At 62.0% G+C, this 18,808-nt stretch carries 14 protein-coding genes; 11 read left to right on the top strand and 3 right to left on the bottom strand.

What is annotated here, in order from left to right; all coding sequences use genetic code 11:
• Window positions 1-18 precede the first annotated feature (18 nt).
• Complete coding sequence (gene ybaK, locus JV551A3_RS25410) at window positions 19-489, bottom strand: Cys-tRNA(Pro) deacylase (RefSeq protein WP_105945838.1); 471 nt, start codon at window positions 487-489, stop codon at window positions 19-21.
• 303 nt (window positions 490-792) lie between these two features.
• Here ybaK and JV551A3_RS25415 point away from each other — a divergent pair, with 303 nt between their 5' ends.
• The 4 genes from JV551A3_RS25415 (at window position 793) to glpD (ending at window position 6,165) form a co-directional block, all read left to right on the top strand.
• Window positions 793-1,644 (top strand): MIP/aquaporin family protein, encoded by an 852-nt coding sequence (locus JV551A3_RS25415; protein WP_112250595.1) that lies wholly within the window; start codon window positions 793-795, stop codon window positions 1,642-1,644.
• Window positions 1,645-1,696: 52 nt separating this feature from the next.
• Window positions 1,697-3,196 carry a glycerol kinase GlpK gene (gene glpK / locus JV551A3_RS25420; protein ID WP_133975002.1) on the top strand — a complete coding sequence of 500 codons (1,500 nt, stop codon included), beginning with the start codon at window positions 1,697-1,699 and terminating at the stop codon, window positions 3,194-3,196.
• A gap of 233 nt (window positions 3,197-3,429) precedes the next feature.
• Entirely contained in the window at window positions 3,430-4,185 is a 756-nt protein-coding gene (gene glpR / locus JV551A3_RS25425) for a DNA-binding transcriptional repressor GlpR (RefSeq protein ID WP_046614760.1), read from the top strand.
• Window positions 4,186-4,626: 441 nt separating this feature from the next.
• Complete coding sequence (gene glpD / locus JV551A3_RS25430) at window positions 4,627-6,165, top strand: glycerol-3-phosphate dehydrogenase (RefSeq protein ID WP_133975004.1); 1,539 nt, start codon at window positions 4,627-4,629, stop codon at window positions 6,163-6,165.
• A 36-nt stretch (window positions 6,166-6,201) separates the two neighbouring features.
• Here the strand turns inward: glpD and JV551A3_RS25435 are convergent, their stop codons facing one another.
• The gene (locus tag JV551A3_RS25435; protein ID WP_133975006.1) at window positions 6,202-10,350 is read right to left on the bottom strand and encodes an NEL-type E3 ubiquitin ligase domain-containing protein; all 4,149 of its coding nucleotides are present in this window, start codon (window positions 10,348-10,350) and stop codon (window positions 6,202-6,204) included.
• Between the two features lie 341 nt (window positions 10,351-10,691).
• Between JV551A3_RS25435 and JV551A3_RS25440 the strand changes: the two genes are divergently transcribed.
• From JV551A3_RS25440 to JV551A3_RS25470, 7 genes are all read left to right on the top strand, one after another.
• On the top strand, window positions 10,692-11,609 hold the full coding sequence (locus JV551A3_RS25440; RefSeq protein ID WP_112250592.1) for a glutamate/aspartate ABC transporter substrate-binding protein: 918 nt from the start codon (window positions 10,692-10,694) through the stop codon (window positions 11,607-11,609).
• A gap of 142 nt (window positions 11,610-11,751) precedes the next feature.
• Window positions 11,752-12,498: an amino acid ABC transporter permease gene (locus tag JV551A3_RS25445; RefSeq protein ID WP_112250591.1), complete on the top strand. Its 747-nt coding sequence runs from the start codon at window positions 11,752-11,754 to the stop codon at window positions 12,496-12,498.
• Window positions 12,499-13,170: an amino acid ABC transporter permease gene (locus tag JV551A3_RS25450; protein WP_133975008.1), complete on the top strand. Its 672-nt coding sequence runs from the start codon at window positions 12,499-12,501 to the stop codon at window positions 13,168-13,170.
• Entirely contained in the window at window positions 13,167-13,901 is a 735-nt protein-coding gene (locus JV551A3_RS25455) for an amino acid ABC transporter ATP-binding protein (RefSeq protein WP_003258023.1), read from the top strand. The genes JV551A3_RS25450 and JV551A3_RS25455 overlap by 4 nt, the downstream gene beginning before the upstream one ends.
• A gap of 73 nt (window positions 13,902-13,974) precedes the next feature.
• On the top strand, window positions 13,975-15,879 hold the full coding sequence (gene aauS / locus JV551A3_RS25460) for a two-component sensor histidine kinase AauS (RefSeq protein WP_133975010.1): 1,905 nt from the start codon (window positions 13,975-13,977) through the stop codon (window positions 15,877-15,879).
• Complete coding sequence (gene aauR, locus JV551A3_RS25465) at window positions 15,876-17,204, top strand: two-component response regulator AauR (protein ID WP_133975012.1); 1,329 nt, start codon at window positions 15,876-15,878, stop codon at window positions 17,202-17,204. Before aauS ends, aauR begins: the two co-directional genes overlap by 4 nt.
• Before the next feature lie 25 nt (window positions 17,205-17,229).
• Window positions 17,230-17,565 carry a GlpM family protein gene (locus tag JV551A3_RS25470; protein WP_112250588.1) on the top strand — a complete coding sequence of 112 codons (336 nt, stop codon included), beginning with the start codon at window positions 17,230-17,232 and terminating at the stop codon, window positions 17,563-17,565.
• 158 nt (window positions 17,566-17,723) lie between these two features.
• On the opposite strand, the gene JV551A3_RS25475 is transcribed toward JV551A3_RS25470, so the two are convergent.
• The gene (locus JV551A3_RS25475; RefSeq protein ID WP_133975014.1) at window positions 17,724-18,719 is read right to left on the bottom strand and encodes an alpha/beta fold hydrolase; all 996 of its coding nucleotides are present in this window, start codon (window positions 18,717-18,719) and stop codon (window positions 17,724-17,726) included.
• Window positions 18,720-18,808 lie beyond the last annotated feature (89 nt).

Genomic DNA, 18,808 nt, shown 5'->3' on the forward strand with positions numbered 1-18,808 from the left:
AAAGCAGCCCCAGAAATCTCAGCCTCTACCGATCCCGGCAAACTTGCCCTGGGTGTGCTCAGCCAGCACCACGGCCGCCAACTCCACCTCCAACCCACGCCGCCCGGCGCTGACATGGATGGTTGCAAAGTTCTGCGCCGAGTCATCGATGAAGGTGCGCAGGCGCTTCTTCTGCCCCAGCGGGCTGATCCCGCCCACCAGGTACCCCGTGGCCCGCTGTGCCGCCGCCGGGTCGGCCATCTCGCACTTCTTCACCCCCGCGGCATGGGCCAGAGCCTTGAGGTCCAGCGTACCCACCACGGGCACCACCGCCACCAGCAATTCTCCCTTCTCGCTGCTCGCCAACAAGGTCTTGAACACCTGCTGCGGATCGAGACCGAGCTTTTCCGCCGCCTCCAGGCCATATGACGCCGATTTGGGGTCATGTTCGTAACTGTGCACACGGTGCTCGGCACGGTGTTTCTTCAACAGGTCTAGGGCGGGGGTCATGCAGGGGCTCCGGTCGGGACAGCTCGGCCGCTACTTTAGGACAATTCCCACACCGCAGCCAGCGCACCGCAATTGCGCCCCTCTAGTACGCGGATCGGCACCTGAAATCAGCATCCAGATCGTGACCGACCGTTCACTTTCGACCTTTGACATCAGCGTTTCTTGTCTATATTTTTTCGTTTCTGAATAAATGGCGCACTTTTAAGGTGCACTACCTACATCTGCCTGGGGTCAACGGGGATAGATTCCGGGCTTTGCTGTCGAGCGCCACGCGCCTCACAACAAAAAAAAACGAGGTCATACATGACGACTGCTCTACGCCAACCCGCGCTGTCCAGCCAATGCCTGGCCGAGTTCCTCGGCACTGCACTGCTCATCTTCTTCGGTACCGGCTGCGTCGCCGCGCTCAAGGTCGCGGGCGCCAGCTTCGGCCTGTGGGAAATCAGTATCATCTGGGGTGTGGGCGTCAGCATGGCGATCTACCTGACCGCCGGGATTTCCGGCGCGCACCTGAACCCGGCGGTGAGCATCGCCCTCACTCTGTTTGCCGGTTTCGACAAGCGCAAGCTGCCCTTCTACATGCTGGCCCAGGTGTGCGGCGCGTTCTGTGGCGCAGCATTGGTCTATACGCTGTACAGCAACCTGTTCTTCGATTTCGAACAGGCCCATGCCATGTTGCGCGGTAGCGAAGCCAGCCTGGAACTCGCCTCGGTGTTCTCCACCTACCCGCACCCATCGCTATCCACCGGCCAGGCGTTCCTGGTCGAAGTGATCATCACCGCCATCCTGATGGCCGTGATCATGGCCTTGACCGACGACAACAACGGTCTGCCGCGCGGCGCCATGGCCCCACTGCTTATCGGCCTGCTGATCGCCGTGATCGGCAGCGCCATGGGCCCGTTGACCGGCTTTGCCATGAACCCGGCGCGCGATTTCGGGCCAAAACTCATGACCTTCCTGGCCGGTTGGGGCGAAATCGCCTTCACTGGCGGTCGGGACATGCCTTATTTCCTGGTTCCGGTGTTCGCACCGATCCTTGGCGCCTGCCTGGGCGCCGCGACCTATCGCGGCCTGATCGCCCGCAACCTGCCAATGGCAGCCGCTGTGAACCCTGAGACAAATGACAATCGCCAGGGCGATACTCAAGTCAATTGACGCCGGCATCGCGCCCAGCCCTGAACCCCCTATTTTCGCAAGGCCTACGACCATGACAGACACCCAGGATAAGAACTACATCATCGCCCTGGACCAGGGCACCACCAGTTCGCGGGCCATCATTTTCGACCGTGACGCCAATGTGGTGGGTACCTCCCAGCGCGAGTTCGCCCAGCACTACCCGCAGGCGGGTTGGGTCGAGCACGACCCGATGGAAATCTTCGCCACGCAGAGCGCGACCATGGTCGAGGCCCTGGCCCAGGCAGGTATCAGCCATGCCCAGGTCGCGGCACTGGGTATCACCAACCAGCGTGAAACTACCGTGGTGTGGGACAAGGAAACCGGCCGTCCGGTGTACAACGCCATCGTCTGGCAGTGCCGCCGCAGCACCGAAATCTGCGCGCAGCTCAAGCGCGACGGCCATGAAGACTACATTCGCGAAGCCACTGGCCTGGTCACCGACCCGTACTTCTCCGGCACCAAGCTGAAATGGATCCTCGACAACGTCGAGGGTGCCCGCGAACGCGCCGAGCGCGGCGAACTGCTGTTCGGCACCATCGATACCTGGCTGATCTGGAAGTTCTCCGGTGGCAAGGTGCATGTCACCGACTACACCAACGCTTCGCGCACGCTGATGTTCAACATCCACAGCCTGCAATGGGACGACAAGCTTCTGGAAATCCTCGGTATCCCACGGCAGATGCTGCCCGAGGTACGCCCTTCTTCCGAGGTCTACGGCCACACCAAGAGCGGCATCGCCATTGCCGGTATCGCCGGTGACCAGCAGTCGGCACTCTTCGGCCAGATGTGCGTGGAGCCGGGCCAGGCCAAGAACACCTATGGCACCGGCTGCTTCCTGCTGATGAACACCGGAGCTCAGGCGGTGAAATCGTCCCATGGCCTGCTCACGACCATTGCCTGCGGCCCCCGAGGCGAAGTGGCCTACGCGCTGGAGGGCGCGGTGTTCAACGGTGGTTCCACCGTGCAGTGGCTGCGTGACGAACTGAAGATCGTCAACGATGCACTGGATACCGAATACTTCGCCAGCAAGGTCAAGGACAGCAACGGCGTATACCTGGTGCCCGCCTTCACCGGCCTGGGTGCACCGTACTGGGACCCGTATGCCCGTGGCGCACTGTTCGGCCTGACCCGTGGCGTGAAGGTGGACCACATCATCCGCGCCGCACTGGAATCGATCGCCTACCAGACCCGCGACGTGCTCGACGCCATGCAGCAGGACTGCGGGCAACGCCTGTCCGAGCTGCGCGTGGATGGCGGTGCGGTGGCTAACAACTTCCTCATGCAGTTCCAGGCCGACATCCTGGGCACCTGCGTGGAGCGGCCGAAGATGCGTGAAACCACGGCGCTGGGTGCGGCCTACCTGGCAGGCCTGGCCTGCGGTTTCTGGAGCGGCCTGGACGAACTGCGCGACAAGGCGATCATCGAGCGCGAGTTCAGCCCGCAGCTGGATGAAACGCAGAAAGAGAAGCTGTATGCCGGCTGGAGGAAGGCAGTGGATCGTACCCGTGACTGGGAAGATCACGAGGCCTGATGCATACCTGACAGGCACTACCTGTGGGAGCGGCCTTGTGTCGCGAAAGGGCTGCGGAGCGGCCCCAGGAAATTCGCGTCATGGCGAATATTGCTGGGGCTGCTCCGCAGCCCTTTCGCGACACAAGGCCGCTCCCACAACGACTGCGCGCTAATGCGCCATAGTCTACTGGCTGTCATCCCCGTCCTACGGCATCATTGCAGCATTTGTCCGGCAGCCCCAAAGGACCGCCCATGAATCTGCCCCCTCGCCAACAACAAATCCTCGAACTGGTGCGCGAACGCGGTTACGTCAGTATCGAAGAAATGGCGCAGCTGTTCGTCGTCACACCGCAAACCATCCGCCGTGATATCAACCAGTTGGCCGAGCTCAATCTGCTACGCCGCTACCACGGGGGCGCGGCCTACGACTCGAGCATCGAGAATACCGCCTACGCCATGCGCGCCGACCAGATGCGTGACGAAAAGCAACGCATCGCCGAAGCCGTGGCCCGGCAGATTCCCGACCATGCCTCGCTGTTCATCAATATCGGTACCACCACCGAATCCATCGCCCGGGCGCTGCTCAACCACAACCACCTGAAGGTCATCACCAACAACCTGCACGTGGCCGCGATCCTTGCCGCCAAGGACGATTTCGAAGTGCTGGTGGCAGGTGGCACGGTGCGCCGTGATGGCGGCGTTGTCGGCCAGGCCAGTGTCGACTTCATCAACCAGTTCAAGGTCGACTTCGCCCTGGTGGGCATCAGCGGCATCGACGAAGATGGCAGCCTGCTCGATTTCGACTACCAGGAAGTACGGGTGTCCCAGGCGATCATCGCCAATGCCCGACAAGTGATCCTTGCCGCCGACTCCAGCAAGTTCGGGCGTAACGCCATGGTGCGCATGGGCTCGATCAGCCTGGTCGACTGCCTGGTGACCGACCAGGCGCCAACGCCAGCCCTCACCCAGCTGCTCAATCAGTACAAGATTCGACTTGAGGTGGTTTGAGAGCTGACAAGCGCATGCCGCAAGGTTTGTCGCGCCTGTGAGATCGAGCGCCGCCCGCGCGGCGCTTCGCAGCACAAGGCTGCTCCTACATCTGTTTCGGGCCAATTATTCCTGAGGCGAAGGTGCGCGGCCCCTAAGAGTCCACCTCGATATCGCGTCGGGCAAGAAGGCGGTCGCGTGCGTGGGCACAGGCATTACTGGCCCGAAACAGATGTAGGAGCAGCCTTGTGCTGCGAAGCGCCGCGCGGGCGGCGCTCGATCTCACAGACGCCACACCTCTCAAACCGATCATCGAGATTTTCGTAAATGTTCATTTCATTGTCATCTGATCAGTTTTTTCTATAAAGACTGACTGGCGACCGGCTTTCTGTTGCGCTAGTATTTTCGAAAACGAACATCAATGTTCATATTCGATGTGAACAGCCCCAGGAGGCCTTGCCCGTGTCCCAGCCCGTTTCGTCCCAGCCCCCAGTCGCCGACTGCTATGACCTCGTCGTGATCGGCGGCGGCATCAATGGCGTGGGCATCGCTGCCGACGCCGCCGGGCGTGGCCTCAAGGTATTTCTCTGCGAAAAGGACGACCTGGCCCGGCACACCTCGTCGGCCAGCAGCAAACTGATCCACGGCGGCCTGCGCTACCTGGAGCACTACGAGTTCCGCCTGGTGCGTGAAGCGCTGGCCGAGCGCGAAGTGCTGCTGGCCAAGGCCCCGCATATTGTCAAGCCAATGCGCTTCGTGCTGCCGCACCGCCCGCACCTGCGCCCGGCCTGGATGATCCGCGCCGGCCTGTTCCTGTATGACCACCTGGGCAAGCGCAAGCGCCTGGGCGCCTCGCGCAGCCTGCGCTTCGGCCCGGGCTACCCGCTCAAGCCGGCGATCACCCGCGGCTTCGAGTACGCCGACTGTGCCGTGGACGACGCTCGCCTGGTAGTGCTCAACGCCATGGCTGCCCGCGAACATGGCGCGCAAATTCGTACCCGTACCCGCTGCCTGCGCGCCGAGCGTGCAGATGGCCTGTGGCAGGTTGAACTGCAGCATGCCGACGGCAGCTTGCAGAGCATTCGCGCCCGCGCCCTGGTCAACGCCGCCGGCCCCTGGGTCGCCAGCTTCATCAAGGACGACCTCAAACTCGAGGCGCCTTACGGTATCCGCCTGATCCAGGGCAGCCACATCATCGTGCCGCGCCTGTACGAAGGCGAACATGCCTACATCCTGCAAAACGAAGACCAGCGCATCGTTTTCTGCATCCCCTACCTCGACCGCTTTACCCTGATCGGCACCACCGATCGCGAATACAGCGGCGACCCGGCCAAGGTGGCGATCACCGAGCAGGAAACCGACTACCTGCTGAATGTAGTGAACCAGCACTTCAATCACCAGTTGAGCCGCAGCGATATCCTGCACACCTACTCAGGCGTTCGTCCGCTGTGCAACGATGAGTCGGACAACCCCTCCGCGGTCACTCGCGACTACACCTTGGCGTTGTCCGCAGGCGAAGGCGAGGCACCCTTGCTGTCGGTGTTCGGCGGCAAGCTGACCACCTACCGCAAGCTGGCCGAGTCGGCGATGGGCGAGCTGAAGCCGTTCTTCACCCAGATGCGAGGCAGCTGGACAGCTGAGGCCGCGCTCCCCGGAGGTGAAAACATGACCACCGTCCAGGCCCTGGTCGACGCCATTTTGGCGCGCTGTGGCTGGTTGCCGGTAGACATCGCCAAACGCTGGGCAGTTACCTACGGTAGCCGCGTCTGGCGCCTGCTGGATGGCGTGCATGGGCCTGAAGATCTCGGCCAGTCGATTGGCGGTGGCTTGTTCAGCCGCGAAGTGGACTATCTGTGCAACGAAGAATGGGCATGCGACGCCGAAGACATTCTCTGGCGCCGCACCAAGCTGGGGCTGTTCACCAGCGCGAGCGAACAGCAAGTACTCAGGGAGTATCTGCAACAACGCGGACAAGATCAGGCACGCATCCAAGCGGCCTGATCGGTGCCGCCTCGCAGCCTTCAGGCGCGGGGCGGTTTACACTTGGGTCGCATAGCGCGAGCGCGCCCACACTTCGGTGGTCAGGTTGCGCATCAAGTTCGACTCTTCTGCAGCGTGCTGCTGCATCAGGGACCGTGCTCGCTCGTCATACTCGTGTTCCTGGCCAGCCCTGGCCTGTTCTTCGAGTACCTCCAGGCGATCATGGTACGGCGCGCCCAGCACCTCGAAACGCTCCGGGAAAGTTTCGCGCAGGTAGCTCTGCCAGAAGGGGCGTTCGACAAGTGCGTCCAACATGGCAACCGGGGTACTGGAACGCAGTACCTCAAGTTCCGCATGGCTCAGGTCGGCCATGGTCACATTGGCGAATGAGGCAAAATGCATTTCATCGGGCGGTACCGGCAAGTCGAGTGCTCCCGCTAGCCGCGAGCGGTAGTACAACCGCACCTCGATTTCATCGACCCTGCGCAAGCCCTCCTGGCGCAACCGCTGTACATGCCTGTTGGCGATCTCGTCCAGCAAGTCCAGGCGGTGCAACTGCCGCCCCAGGCGCAACAACCGATTCGCCCTCAGCTCAGTGGGTATCCCCTCGATACCCCGGTAGGCCAGGATGCCCACTTCCAGCTGGTTGAGCATCAGCAACAGGCGGTCCTCGCAACTGCGCGGCGCATCGGCTTCGCGAAACAGCAACTCGCGTAGTGCTTCGTTGTTTTCACAGGCATCAAGGATGCGCCATATGCGGCGGCGGAAATAGCGCGGGTGGGATTCGAAATCCTCACTTTCGGCAAAGTCGGCCAGGAACCTGAACAACCCATCCGAACCAGGCTCTTCAGTCAGGCGATCCCAGGTAGCTTCCCGCTGCCTCATGAGCAGATCGCTCCTGGACATGACCCAGTTAGCCCGGGTCTGCTCATCGACCACCTCATGGGTATAACCTGCACTGCCTCTGGCAGCCGCGTCGTTGACACCACGTGCTTCGTCCAGATATTGCACACTGCTTTCCGTCAACGGGTTGTCATGAAGGTTCAGGCGCTGAAGACGCAAGCGCAGGCCGCGCATTTCCCGTTGCAGCTCGCTGATCCTGTTGTCACGCAAATCGATATGGGCGCGCAACGTCACGTTTTCATGGACTTGGCGGATATCCACCTGCCCGGTAGAGCGTAACCGCACATCGCGAACATGCGGCAATGCGGAGAGGTCCGGCATGCCATTGAGCGGGTTGTAGCTCAATATCAACGTATCAAGGCGGCGTAACTGGGCCAGGCGCTGGCTGCCCGTCTCGTCCATGACGATACGGTTGTTGCCCAGGTCCACCCTTCTGAGCTGGGTCAGGCGCTCGATTCCGTCCGGCACCTGGACAAGCTGATTACCGCTCAGGTCGAGGTCGACAAGGTTCGGGAACAGGCTGAGGAACTGGGCGTCGATGGCCGGCAGCTGCATATTGCGCAAAGCCAGCCGGCGTACATGCACAAAATCGACACCTGCCGGCAAGGCCGGCAACGCCCCTACCTGCTCGCCTTCGATGGTCAGTTCGTACTGATCGTTGCTATCGACCAACTTGCGTCGCCAACTGCGTCGCAGTGTGTCCGCAACACGGCGACGACGGATGGCATCAATCGGTGTCTGCCAGCCGGCCTGCCATTGTCGCAATGCCTCACGCAGCTCGGTGAGTTGGCGTTGCAGCATCTGATAATGGTCCCACAGGTTCCCCCCGCGCTGGCGTACAGCCTCGATGTAGGCGTCCAGCTGCATTTCACTGAGCGTCGGGAAAATCTGATGAATACCGCGGCGGATGGCCTGCTGGCTACTTTCCCCGCCACCACTGAGAGGGTAGGCCAGCCGCCCGTCGGCGAAACGCCGGGGAGGCCTGACACCAGCACCAACCGGGCTCAAACCGATCAGCCTGGCAGCCTGTTCACGATCACCAGCGGCCGCTTCCAGCAACCAGGTACGCAACTGCTTCACCTGCAAGTTCGGGTGACCCAACACGGTTTTCTGGCTCTCGTCCAGGCATTGCAATACCGCCTGGAGCAAAGGCCTGTTCCCAACGGCCAATTCCTCGCTACCCTCCCCGGACAGGGCATAGCCTTGCTCATGCCTGATGATTGTGCGCGTCGGCTCTGCAGCCTCCCCTTGGCTAGCAAACAACAAGCGCCCGTCGCGGCTACCTTCGCGCAGTTCGACACGTGATGCCAGTGGCCAAGGCGCCTTGCGCTCGATCAGCCCGAGCACCAGTTTCTCAGTGTCGGCATTGGCCATCGCTTGCAGGCGGATACCCAGGCAGGCCTTATCGACCCTGCTGTCACGGATATACCAGCGCGCGCGTTCCGCCATGCTCAGCGGCACACGGTTACTGGCGCGAAGAGTTTCCAGAAGGGAAACACTGCTGTGATCCAGAATTTCCTGAGCCCCTCTGGGCGACAGGCCCTTGAATGCCTCCATCAATTGCTTCCCGTCATCCGAAGGCGTTTCACTCAGCGTTTGCAGTTCGTCCTCGAACGCAGTGCCCGTGAGGGCTGGATACCGCCGGCCCAGCTCGATGCGCTCATGGATGTCCAGCAACCGCGCCGGAGGGGCTGCATCCTCCAGGCTCAAGCGCCGTAACTGGGCAAGTTGAATGCCGGTAACTTCGAGCATGATGCTGGCGTCATCCGACAAGGTGTCGGCAAAGTGCTCGCCTTGCAGTTGATCGAGCAACGGCAACACCTGCTCTTCAACAGGTGCATAACGAGGCGCTCGAACCAGCTTCACACTGCCCTCAGGCGTTACCTTTGGCGCCAATCCATCGACAAAAGGCAGCCGCTTCGCTACGTGGCCTGCCCCTGCGGTCACACCTGCCAGTACCAGCCCCTGCGCAACGGCAAACAGATGGTCCAGCGCCCCTTGACGATCACCCAACTGCCAGTCCTGATATCCCTCATACACCTCATCAAACAGTTGCACCGCGCCAACGACCAACATCAGCTCGCCCAGGCCGGGCACGAAGAAAGCTGCCATGCCCAGCAGATCCAGACCCGCGCTGGCCATTTCCTGCAAACGCTTGTGCCTGGTCATTCGATCCTCAACCCCCGTCGGGACCGCGAGGTAGCAAGCGTCATCGAATATTTTTGCAATCAGCAATGCTCGTACATGAGCGAACATATCGCCGTCGACAGGCCGGTTTCGTCCGTCCAGTTCCATCGCCTTGCCGGGCTCCGATGCGGCCAGCAAGCGCATCAGGCTCTTGTCGAACTGGCTTCTGTCCTGCGCCTTGATGAAACGGCCGAAGAACCGACGGAAAGGCTGCTGCTGCAGGCGAATGGAAAGAGCGCTGTACACTTCATCCCATGAGTCGTAATAACGCAGGCTTTTCTCTGGGTCATCAGGAATCCAGACAATGACTTCGTCAATGTCTGCATCCGGCGCAGGCCGCCATTCGAAGGCGACAACCCCGACCATACATTTGCCCAGCAGATACAGTTGGCTGGGTGTCAGCGTACCTCCCCGGTATGTCGGTGTGGGCGACTTGAAGACCTTTTGCAGCCGCTGCAGATCCCGCTCGTCCAGTTCACCCTTTAACCGTCCCTGATACAGCGAAACCTGCATCTGGGTACGCACGCTGCTCTCAAACAGCTGCTCTATCTGCCTTCGGGCCTGATGCTCAGGTTGATTGCGACCGGCCTTGGGGTGCAGGAGTCGCTTCAGGAGCGACTGATACTGCCCGCCAATGTCCAGCGTGCGAGTCAGCCTGGCAAAATCCTCATACGTCATGGCCAGCCTTACCCCGTTCGGGTCGACAAGATGCGCCTTGCGCATCAGCCATTGCAGGGTTTCATGCTCTTCGAAATTATGCAGCGCGGCCGCAAGAAGGCTCTGACGCGTTGAATACGTGATCCTTGGCTGATAAAGCTTTTCCGCAGCCGAAGGGAGAGGAAATTCTTCGGAAACGACCACCCACGCATGTCGTGTGTCGATATCACCAAGCCCCTGCTCCAGCAAAGCCTGCTCCAGCAGCGGGGCGGCGAAGTCTTCAATGGCAGGAATGCTGCCAAGCAAGTGCTTCAAGTCATTTGCAATTTGTTGCTGCGCCCGTAGCGCCTGGTGATAAGCGCTGATGTGATGCTTTTCGGCAGTTGTCAGCCAAGCAGGTAGTTGCCGCGCGATCAGATGATCGATAGAGGTCGTGGGGATGCTTTGCGCAGTTGCCATGTTGGTGTTCTCCGTACCTGAAAGGTTCAGGACACCACGCTGCTGGTGCGTACTGGCGGTATATAAAGCCCCTCGGCCTGCCAAGTACCCGGACACCTTCGTTCGGATTCCCGAACAGCAACTAGCAACTCATTCGGAAACCCGTTCGAAAAAAGCGGTAAAACCTGAGTAAAAAAAGATTAATCCCATGGATTTTCGCGGCGTTATGATCATCAGCAGAGCTTGGCACGACTCATGCTCTACACTTGGTAGCCGAATGCACTCGCTTCTAGCGGTATTCGTTGAACGAAAGAGTCCGCCAACGGCTCCATAAAAAAAACAAACACGTCGAGGAAAATTTGATGCGCATCGTTCGTCAATTGCTGGGCGCCGCCATCGCGGCCGCTGTGATCGCTTCGCCGGCCATGGCCGAAGAACTGACCGGCACCCTGAAGAAGATCAAGGATTCGGGCACCATCACCCTGGGCCACCGCGACTCCTCCATCCCGTTTTCCTACCTGGCCGGCAAGCCCGAGCCCGTGGGTTACTCGCATGACATCCAGCTGGCTGTCGTCGAGGCCCTGAAGAAGCAGCTGGGCACGGACATCAAGGTCCGCTACAACCTCGTCACCTCGCAGACCCGCATCCCGCTGGTGCAGAACGGCACCGTGGACCTGGAGTGCGGCTCCACCACCAACAACGTCGAGCGCCAGCAGCAAGTCGGCTTCTCGGTCGGTATCTTCGAAGTCGGTACCCGCCTGCTGACCAAGGTCAAGGACGGTCAGCCAGCATACAAGGACTTCCCGGACCTGGCCGGCAAGAACGTGGTGACCACCGCCGGTACCACCTCCGAGCGCATCCTCAAGGCGATGAACGCCGACAAGCAGATGAAGATGAACGTGATTTCCGCCAAGGACCACGGTGAAGCCTTCAACATGCTCGAAAGCGGCCGAGCCGTGGCCTTCATGATGGACGACGCCCTGCTCGCCGGTGAAATGGCCAAGGCTCGCAAGCCGGCAGACTGGGTCATCACCGGTACACCACAGTCGTACGAAATCTACGGCTGCATGGTGCGCAAGGATGACGCAGCCTTCAAGAAAGCGGTCGATGACGCCATCGTCGGCTACTTCAAGTCGGGCGAAGTCAACAAGAGCTACGACAAGTGGTTCCAACAGCCAATCCCACCAAAGGGCCTGAACCTGCAGTTCCCGATGAGCGACGAGCTGAAGAAACTGATCGCCGAGCCGACCGACAAGGCTGCGGACGAGAAGAAGTCCTGACTCTCAGATAGTGGCCTGGTGCTCAACAGCACCAATCAATACTGCAGGCCACTCATTAGTGTCTAACCTTTCATCCGAGGGCGCCAAGCGCTCTCGGATGCTCGAAGGTGCCCGTGAAACAATCGTCTGAGGGGAAATCCCGATGAATTACAACTGGGACTGGGGCGTGTTCTTCAAGTCCACCGGCGTGGGCAGCGAAACCTATCTGGACTGGTACGTCACCGGCCTGGGCTGGACCATCGCCATCGCCATCTCCGCCTGGATCATCGCCTTGCTGCTGGGTTCGGTCCTCGGTGTCATGCGTACCGTGCCGAACCGTCTGGTAGCAGGTATCGCCACTGCCTACGTGGAGCTGTTCCGCAACGTACCGCTGCTGGTGCAGCTGTTCATCTGGTACTTCCTGGTGCCGGACCTGCTGCCCGAAGGCCTGCAGGAATGGTTCAAGCAGGACCTCAACCCGACCACCTCGGCATTGATCAGCGTGGTCATCTGCCTGGGCCTGTTCACCGCTGCCCGAGTGTGCGAACAGGTGCGTACCGGCATCCAGGCGCTGCCCCGCGGCCAGGAAGCCGCCGCCCGCGCCATGGGCTTCAGCCTGTCGCAGATCTACACCAACGTGCTGCTGCCGCAAGCCTACCGGATCATCATTCCGCCGCTCACCTCGGAATTCCTGAACGTGTTCAAGAACTCGTCGGTGGCGTCGCTGATCGGCCTGATGGAACTGCTGGCACAAACCAAGCAGACCGCCGAATTCTCGGCCAACCTGTTCGAGGCCTTCACCCTGGCCACGCTGATCTACTTCACCCTGAACATGGGCCTGATGCTGCTGATGCGCATGGTCGAGAAGAAAGTCTCGGTGCCCGGCCTGATTTCCGTAGGGGGCAAATAAATGGACATGGATTTCAGCGAAATCATCCCGGCCCTGCCCGCCCTGTGGGAAGGCATGGCCATGACCCTGCAACTGATGGTCATGGGCGTGGTCGGCGGCATTGTACTGGGGACCATCCTGGCCCTGATGCGCCTGTCGTCGAGCAAGCTGCTGTCGAATGTGGCCGGTGCCTACGTCAACTACTTCCGCTCGATCCCGCTGCTGTTGGTGATCACCTGGTTCTACCTGGCGGTACCGTTCGTGCTGCGCTGGATCACCGGCGAGGACACCCCGGTGGGTGCCTTCACCTCCTGCGTGGTCGCATTCATGATGTTCGAGGCCGCGTACTTCTGCGAAATCGTCCGCGCCGGCGTGCAGTCGATCTCCAAGGGCCAGATGGGCGCCGCCCAGGCCCTGGGCATGACCTACGGCCAGACCATGCGCCTGATCATCCTGCCCCAGGCCTTCCGCAAGATGACCCCGCTGCTGTTGCAGCAGAGCATCATTCTGTTCCAGGACACCTCGCTGGTATACACCGTGGGCCTGGTGGACTTTCTCAACTCGGCACGCTCCAACGGCGACATCATCGGGCGCTCCCATGAGTTCCTGATCTTCGCCGGTGTCGTGTACTTCCTCATCAGCTTCTCCGCTTCGTGGCTGGTCAAGCGCCTGCAAAAAAGGATCACCGTATGATTTCCATCAAGAACGTCAACAAGTGGTACGGGGACTTCCAGGTACTGACCGACTGCAGCACCGAGGTCAAGAAGGGTGAAGTGGTGGTGGTGTGCGGCCCGTCGGGCTCGGGCAAATCCACCCTGATCAAGTGCGTCAACGCCCTGGAGCCGTTCCAGAAAGGTGACATCGTGGTCGACGGCACCTCGATCGCCGACCCCAAGACCAACCTGCCCAAGCTGCGTTCGCGCGTTGGCATGGTGTTCCAGCACTTCGAGCTATTCCCGCACCTGTCCATCACCGAGAACCTGACCATTGCCCAGCGCAAGGTACTTGGCCGCAGCGAAGCGGAAGCGACCAAGAAAGGCCTGGCCCTGCTCGACCGCGTCGGCCTCGGTGCCCACGCCAAGAAGCACCCTGGCCAGCTGTCCGGCGGCCAGCAGCAGCGCGTGGCCATTGCCCGCGCCCTGTCGATGGACCCGATCGTCATGCTGTTCGACGAACCGACCTCGGCGCTGGACCCGGAAATGGTCAACGAAGTACTGGACGTGATGGTCGAACTGGCCCACGAAGGCATGACCATGATGTGCGTGACCCACGAAATGGGCTTCGCCCGCAAGGTGGCCAACCGCGTGATCTTCATGGACAAGGGCAACATCATCGAGGATTGCCAGAAGGAAGACTTCTTCGGCAACCCGAGCGCCCGCCACGAGCGTACCCAGCACTTCCTCAGCAAGATCCTGCAACACTGATTTTGCTTCACTGAAGCGGTCGGCGCCGCTGCCCTTTCGGGCAGCAGGCGCTGGTCGTGACAAGGCCACTGTGATGAAATGCGATCCTTCGCTTCTTCTCCCTGCCAAGCCTGCCGTGAAATCCCGCCTGCTCCGCCAATTGCTGTTACCGCCACTGATCATCCTGCTGATGGTCGGCCTGGGAACGGCCGGCTACCTGATCAGCGAGAGCAACGGTATCCGCGCCCTCAGCGAAAACGGCGAGCGCCAGCTGGAGCTGCACGCGCGCACGGTCGAGAGCGAAATCAGCAAGTACACCTACCTGCCCAGCCTGCTGGAGCTGGAAGACAGCGTCTCGCACCTGCTCACCGACCCTGACGGCGGCTCGCGGCAGGCCGTCAACGAATACCTCGAAGGCCTGAACCGGCGCAGCCGCAGCCGGGCCATCTTCGTGCTCGACACCAATGGCCGGGTCCAGGCCACCAGCAACTGGCGCGATGCCGACTCGTTCCTCGGCGAGGACCTGTCGTTCCGTGCCTACTTCCAGACCGCCGTGCGCGGCGAACCCGGGCGTTTCTACGGTATCGGCAGCACCACCGGCGAGGCCGGCTATTACCTGGCGCATGGCCTGGAGGAACACGGCAAGGTCATTGGCGTGGCGGTGATCAAAGTGCGCCTGGACACCCTGGAGGAGCGCTGGCAGCGCGCCCGCCTGGAAGCGTTCGTCAGCGACGAGAACGGCATCATCATCCTCTCCAGCGACCCGGCCCGGCGCCTGAAGTCGGTACGCCCGCTGACCCCGCAAATCAAGGAGCGTCTGGCCCGTAGCCTGCAATACTACTGGTGGCCGCTGAACGAGCTGCAGCCCCTGGCTCGGGAAACACTAGCCGATGGTGTGGAAAAGCTGACCTTCCCGGCCAACAGCGAAACCGCACAGGGCAAGGCCCGCGAAATGGCCTACCTGGCCCAGACCCGGCGCCTGGTCGACACGCCCTGGCATTTCACCTTGCTGACCCCGCTGCAGGACCTGCGCCGCGAATCCATGGTACAAGGCGTCCTGGTGGGCGTGGCCTTCGCCTTGCTGGCAATCCTCGGCATCGCCTGGAACGAACGACGCAAGGTCATCGCCACCCGCCTGGCAGCCCGCGAGGCCCTGCAGGAAGCCAACAGCCAGCTGGAGCGACGGATTACCGAACGCACGGCCGACCTGCGTGCCAGCAACGAGCGCCTGAAGGGCCAGATTCGCGAGCGCCGGCATGCCGAACAGACCTTGCGCCACGCCCAGGATGAACTGGTACAGGCCGGCAAGCTGGCTGCCATTGGGCAGATGTCCACCAGCATTGCCCACGAACTGAACCAACCGCTAGCCGCGCTGCGCACGTTGTCCGGCAATACCGTGCGTTTCCTCGAACGCGGGGCGCTGGAAACCGCCAGCACCAACCTGCGCACCATGAACGACCTGATCGACCGCATGGGTCGCATCACCGCCAGCCTGCGTTCGTTCGCCCGGCGCGGTGACGACAGCGGCCAGGCCTCGCTGGCCAAGGCGGTTGACGCTACCCTGCAGGTGCTGGCCAACCGCATCAGCGCCTGCCACCTGCAGCTGCACAATCAGTTCGAGGACCAGCAGCTGGCGATCGACCAGACTCGACTGGAGCAGATCCTGGTCAACCTGATCGGCAACGCCCTGGATGCCATGGCCGCCCAGCCGCTGCCGCAACTGTGGCTGGAAGGCGAGCTGCAGGGCGACAAGTACCGTTTGCAGGTGCGCGACAATGGCCATGGCATCGACGCCGAGGCGCGTAAGCACTTGTTCGAACCTTTCTTCACCACCAAACCGGGCGAACATGGCCTGGGCCTGGGCCTGACCCTGTCGGCGAGCCTTGCGGCCGCCGCCAAGGGCAGCCTCAACGTCGAGCACCCCGCCAGTGGCGGCACGGCCTTCGTCCTGGCCCTGCCCCTGGCCTCACCCCCTAGCGAATCGGCAGAGCACCCATGAACCAAGCGCCTCTTACCGTCCTGATCGTCGAAGACGACCCGCATGTGCTGCTCGGCTGCCAACAGGCGCTGGCCCTGGAGGACATCGCCTGTGAAGGCGTGGGCAGCGCCGAGCAGGCGCTGGAACGCATCGGCGACGACTTCGCCGGCATCGTCGTCAGCGATATCCGCCTGCCAGGCATCGATGGCCTGGAGCTGCTCAACCGCCTCAAGGCCCGCGACCGCAGCCTGCCGGTGGTGCTGATCACCGGCCACGGCGATATCGACATGGCGGTCGGCGCCATGCGCAATGGCGCCTACGACTTCATGGAAAAACCCTTCTCCCCAGAGCGCCTGGTCGACGTGGTGCGCCGTGCCCTCGAACAGCGCGGGCTGTCGCGCGAAGTGGTGGCCCTGCGCCGCCAGCTGGCCGAGCAGAGCAGCCTGGAGGGGCGCATCATTGGCCGTTCGCCGGCCATGGAGCACCTGCGCGAACTGATCGCTAACGTCGCCGATACCTCGGCCAACGTGCTGATCGAAGGCGAAACCGGTACCGGCAAGGAGCTGGTCGCCCGCTGCCTGCACGACTTCAGCCGCCGCCAGGGCCAGCCCTTCGTGGCACTGAACTGTGGCGGCCTGCCGGAAAACCTGTTCGAAAGCGAGATTTTCGGCCACGAGGCCAACGCTTTCACCGGTGCCGGCAAACGCCGCATCGGCAAGATCGAACACGCCAACGGCGGCACGCTGTTCCTCGACGAAGTGGAGAGCATGCCGATCAACCTGCAGATCAAGCTGTTGCGCGTGCTGCAGGAGCGCACCCTGGAGCGACTGGGCTCGAACCAGAGCATTGCGGTGGACTGCCGGGTGATCGCCGCCACCAAGTCCGACCTGGATGCCATGGGCCAGAGCGGCCAGTTCCGCAGCGACCTGTATTACCGGCTGAACGTGGTAACCCTGGAGCTGCCACCGCTGCGCGAGCGCCGCGAAGATATCCTGCAGCTGTTCGAACACTTCCTGCAGCAGTCGGCCCTGCGCTTCGACCGTGAAACACCTGCACTGGACAGCCAGACCCTGTCGCGCCTGATGGCCCACGACTGGCCGGGCAACGTGCGTGAACTGCGCAACGTCGCCGAACGCTATGCCCTCGGCCTGCCAGCATTCAAGAAAGGCCCCAGCGGTGCTGCCAGCCAAGGCTTGGGCTTTGCCGAGGCGGTGGAAGCATTCGAGCGCAACCTGCTCGGCGACGCCCTGCAACGCACTGGCGGCAACCTCAGCCAGGCCAGCCAGGAGCTGGGCATGGCCAAGACCACGCTGTTCGACAAAGTGAAAAAATACGGCCTCGGCTGACCTCAATCCCAACTGGAAAGACAACGTGGACCTGGTATTCAAAGCGGCCCTGGGCGCTGGTGTGGTATTGCTGCTGGCGGTGCTGTCGAAGACGCGCAACTACTATATCGCCGGGCTGGTGCCGCTGTTCCCGACCTTCGCCCTGATCGCCCACTACATAGTCGGCAAGGGCCGCAGCATTGCCGACCTGAAGACCACCATCCTGTTCGGCATGTGGGCGATCATTCCGTACTTCGTGTACCTGGCGACCTTGTATGTGCTGGTCGACCGCATGCGCCTGGAGGTATCGCTGGCGTTGGCCACCGTGGCCTGGCTGATGGCCGCGACCGTGCTGGTGACCTTGTGGGTGCGGATGCACTAGCCTGAAGGCGCACGCAACCCTGTGGGAGCGGCCTTGCGTCGCGAAAGGGCCGCAAAGCGGCCCCGGCATTTTTGCAAGGGGGCTTGAATCCTGGGGCCGCTACGCGCCCCTTTCGCGACGCAAGGCCGCTCCCACAATGGACCGCGCCAGACCTCGATTCAGAGCCCTGCGATATGCGTGACATCCTGCCGATGCGCCTGCAGGTAGGGCAACACCGCCCCCAGCAACGGCGCCTTGAATTCTTCCTGGAAGCGGTGCGCCAACCCCGGTATCAAGCGCAGCTGGCTGCCCTGGATATGCGCCGCCAAGTGCACGCCATGCATGACTGGCAACAAAGGGTCGGCCGTGCCGTGCACCACCAATGTCGGCACCCTCAGCTGGTTCAATAGCTCGACCCGGCTCGGCTCGGCCAGTATCGCCATGATCTGGCGCTTGGCCCCGTCAGGGTTGAACGCCCGGTCATAGGCCACCGCCGCCTGCTGCAGCAAGGCCGCACGGTCGTCACGCACGTCAGGGCTACCCAGCGCCGCCAGCAGGTCGGCCTGTTGCTCGATGGCCACTTCGCGGTTCGGTGCGCTGCGCCGGGCCAGCAACTGCACCAGCGCCGGGTCCGGCGCTGGCAGCCCCGCCGCCCCTGAACTGGACATGACCAAGGTCAGGCTGCGCACCCGCTCGGGCGCCATTGCAGCCAGGTGCTGGGCAATCATGCCGCCCATGCTCACGCCCAATACATGAAACTGGCGCACACCCAATGCATCCATCAGGCGCACGCCATCATCCGCCATGTCGGTCAGCGTGTATGGCGCCGCCATCGGCAGGCCCAGCTTGTAGCGCAGCAGTTCGACCGTCAGGTTGGCCGACGGCGGCACCTGGTTCCAGCGCGACAGCCCGACATCGCGGTTGTCATAGCGGATTACCCGAAAGCCCTGTCGGCACAACGCCTCGACCACATCGTCCGGCCAGTGGATCAACTGCCCACCCAGGCCCATCACCAGCAGCAAGGCCGGGTCGCGTGGCGCGCCGACGCTCTGGTACACCAGGCTGACCGCGCCCAGTTCGGCACGCTGCACCGGCACGTGGGCGTCACAACGCTGTTCAGCAAAACCCGCAGGAACGCCGAATACAAAGAAAAGAAAAAGCCAAAAAGCCCGCATGAAAGAAACACCAGAATGCAGATCCCCAGTAGAACGCGAGTCTGATGAATTCTGTTCGGGCGCGCTGCCACAGTTCGGTGACAGTTTGA

It is taken from the genome of Pseudomonas inefficax (genome assembly GCF_900277125.1).
GTDB classification, from domain to species: domain Bacteria; phylum Pseudomonadota; class Gammaproteobacteria; order Pseudomonadales; family Pseudomonadaceae; genus Aquipseudomonas; species Aquipseudomonas inefficax.

What these genes read in the sequence shown, in the direction of transcription:
- JV551A3_RS25445 (WP_112250591.1), top strand. Translation starts at nt 11,752, where the DNA reads ATGAATTACAACTGGGACTGGGGCGTGTTCTTCAAGTCCACCGGCGTG.
- JV551A3_RS25475 (WP_133975014.1), bottom strand. Translation starts at nt 18,719, where the DNA reads ATGCGGGCTTTTTGGCTTTTTCTTTTCTTTGTATTCGGCGTTCCTGCG.
- aauS (WP_133975010.1), top strand. Translation starts at nt 13,975, where the DNA reads ATGAAATGCGATCCTTCGCTTCTTCTCCCTGCCAAGCCTGCCGTGAAA.
- aauR (WP_133975012.1), top strand. Translation starts at nt 15,876, where the DNA reads ATGAACCAAGCGCCTCTTACCGTCCTGATCGTCGAAGACGACCCGCAT.
- JV551A3_RS25450 (WP_133975008.1), top strand. Translation starts at nt 12,499, where the DNA reads ATGGACATGGATTTCAGCGAAATCATCCCGGCCCTGCCCGCCCTGTGG.
- ybaK (WP_105945838.1), bottom strand. Translation starts at nt 489, where the DNA reads ATGACCCCCGCCCTAGACCTGTTGAAGAAACACCGTGCCGAGCACCGT.
- JV551A3_RS25415 (WP_112250595.1), top strand. Translation starts at nt 793, where the DNA reads ATGACGACTGCTCTACGCCAACCCGCGCTGTCCAGCCAATGCCTGGCC.
- JV551A3_RS25435 (WP_133975006.1), bottom strand. Translation starts at nt 10,350, where the DNA reads ATGGCAACTGCGCAAAGCATCCCCACGACCTCTATCGATCATCTGATC.
- glpR (WP_046614760.1), top strand. Translation starts at nt 3,430, where the DNA reads ATGAATCTGCCCCCTCGCCAACAACAAATCCTCGAACTGGTGCGCGAA.
- glpK (WP_133975002.1), top strand. Translation starts at nt 1,697, where the DNA reads ATGACAGACACCCAGGATAAGAACTACATCATCGCCCTGGACCAGGGC.
- JV551A3_RS25455 (WP_003258023.1), top strand. Translation starts at nt 13,167, where the DNA reads ATGATTTCCATCAAGAACGTCAACAAGTGGTACGGGGACTTCCAGGTA.
- JV551A3_RS25440 (WP_112250592.1), top strand. Translation starts at nt 10,692, where the DNA reads ATGCGCATCGTTCGTCAATTGCTGGGCGCCGCCATCGCGGCCGCTGTG.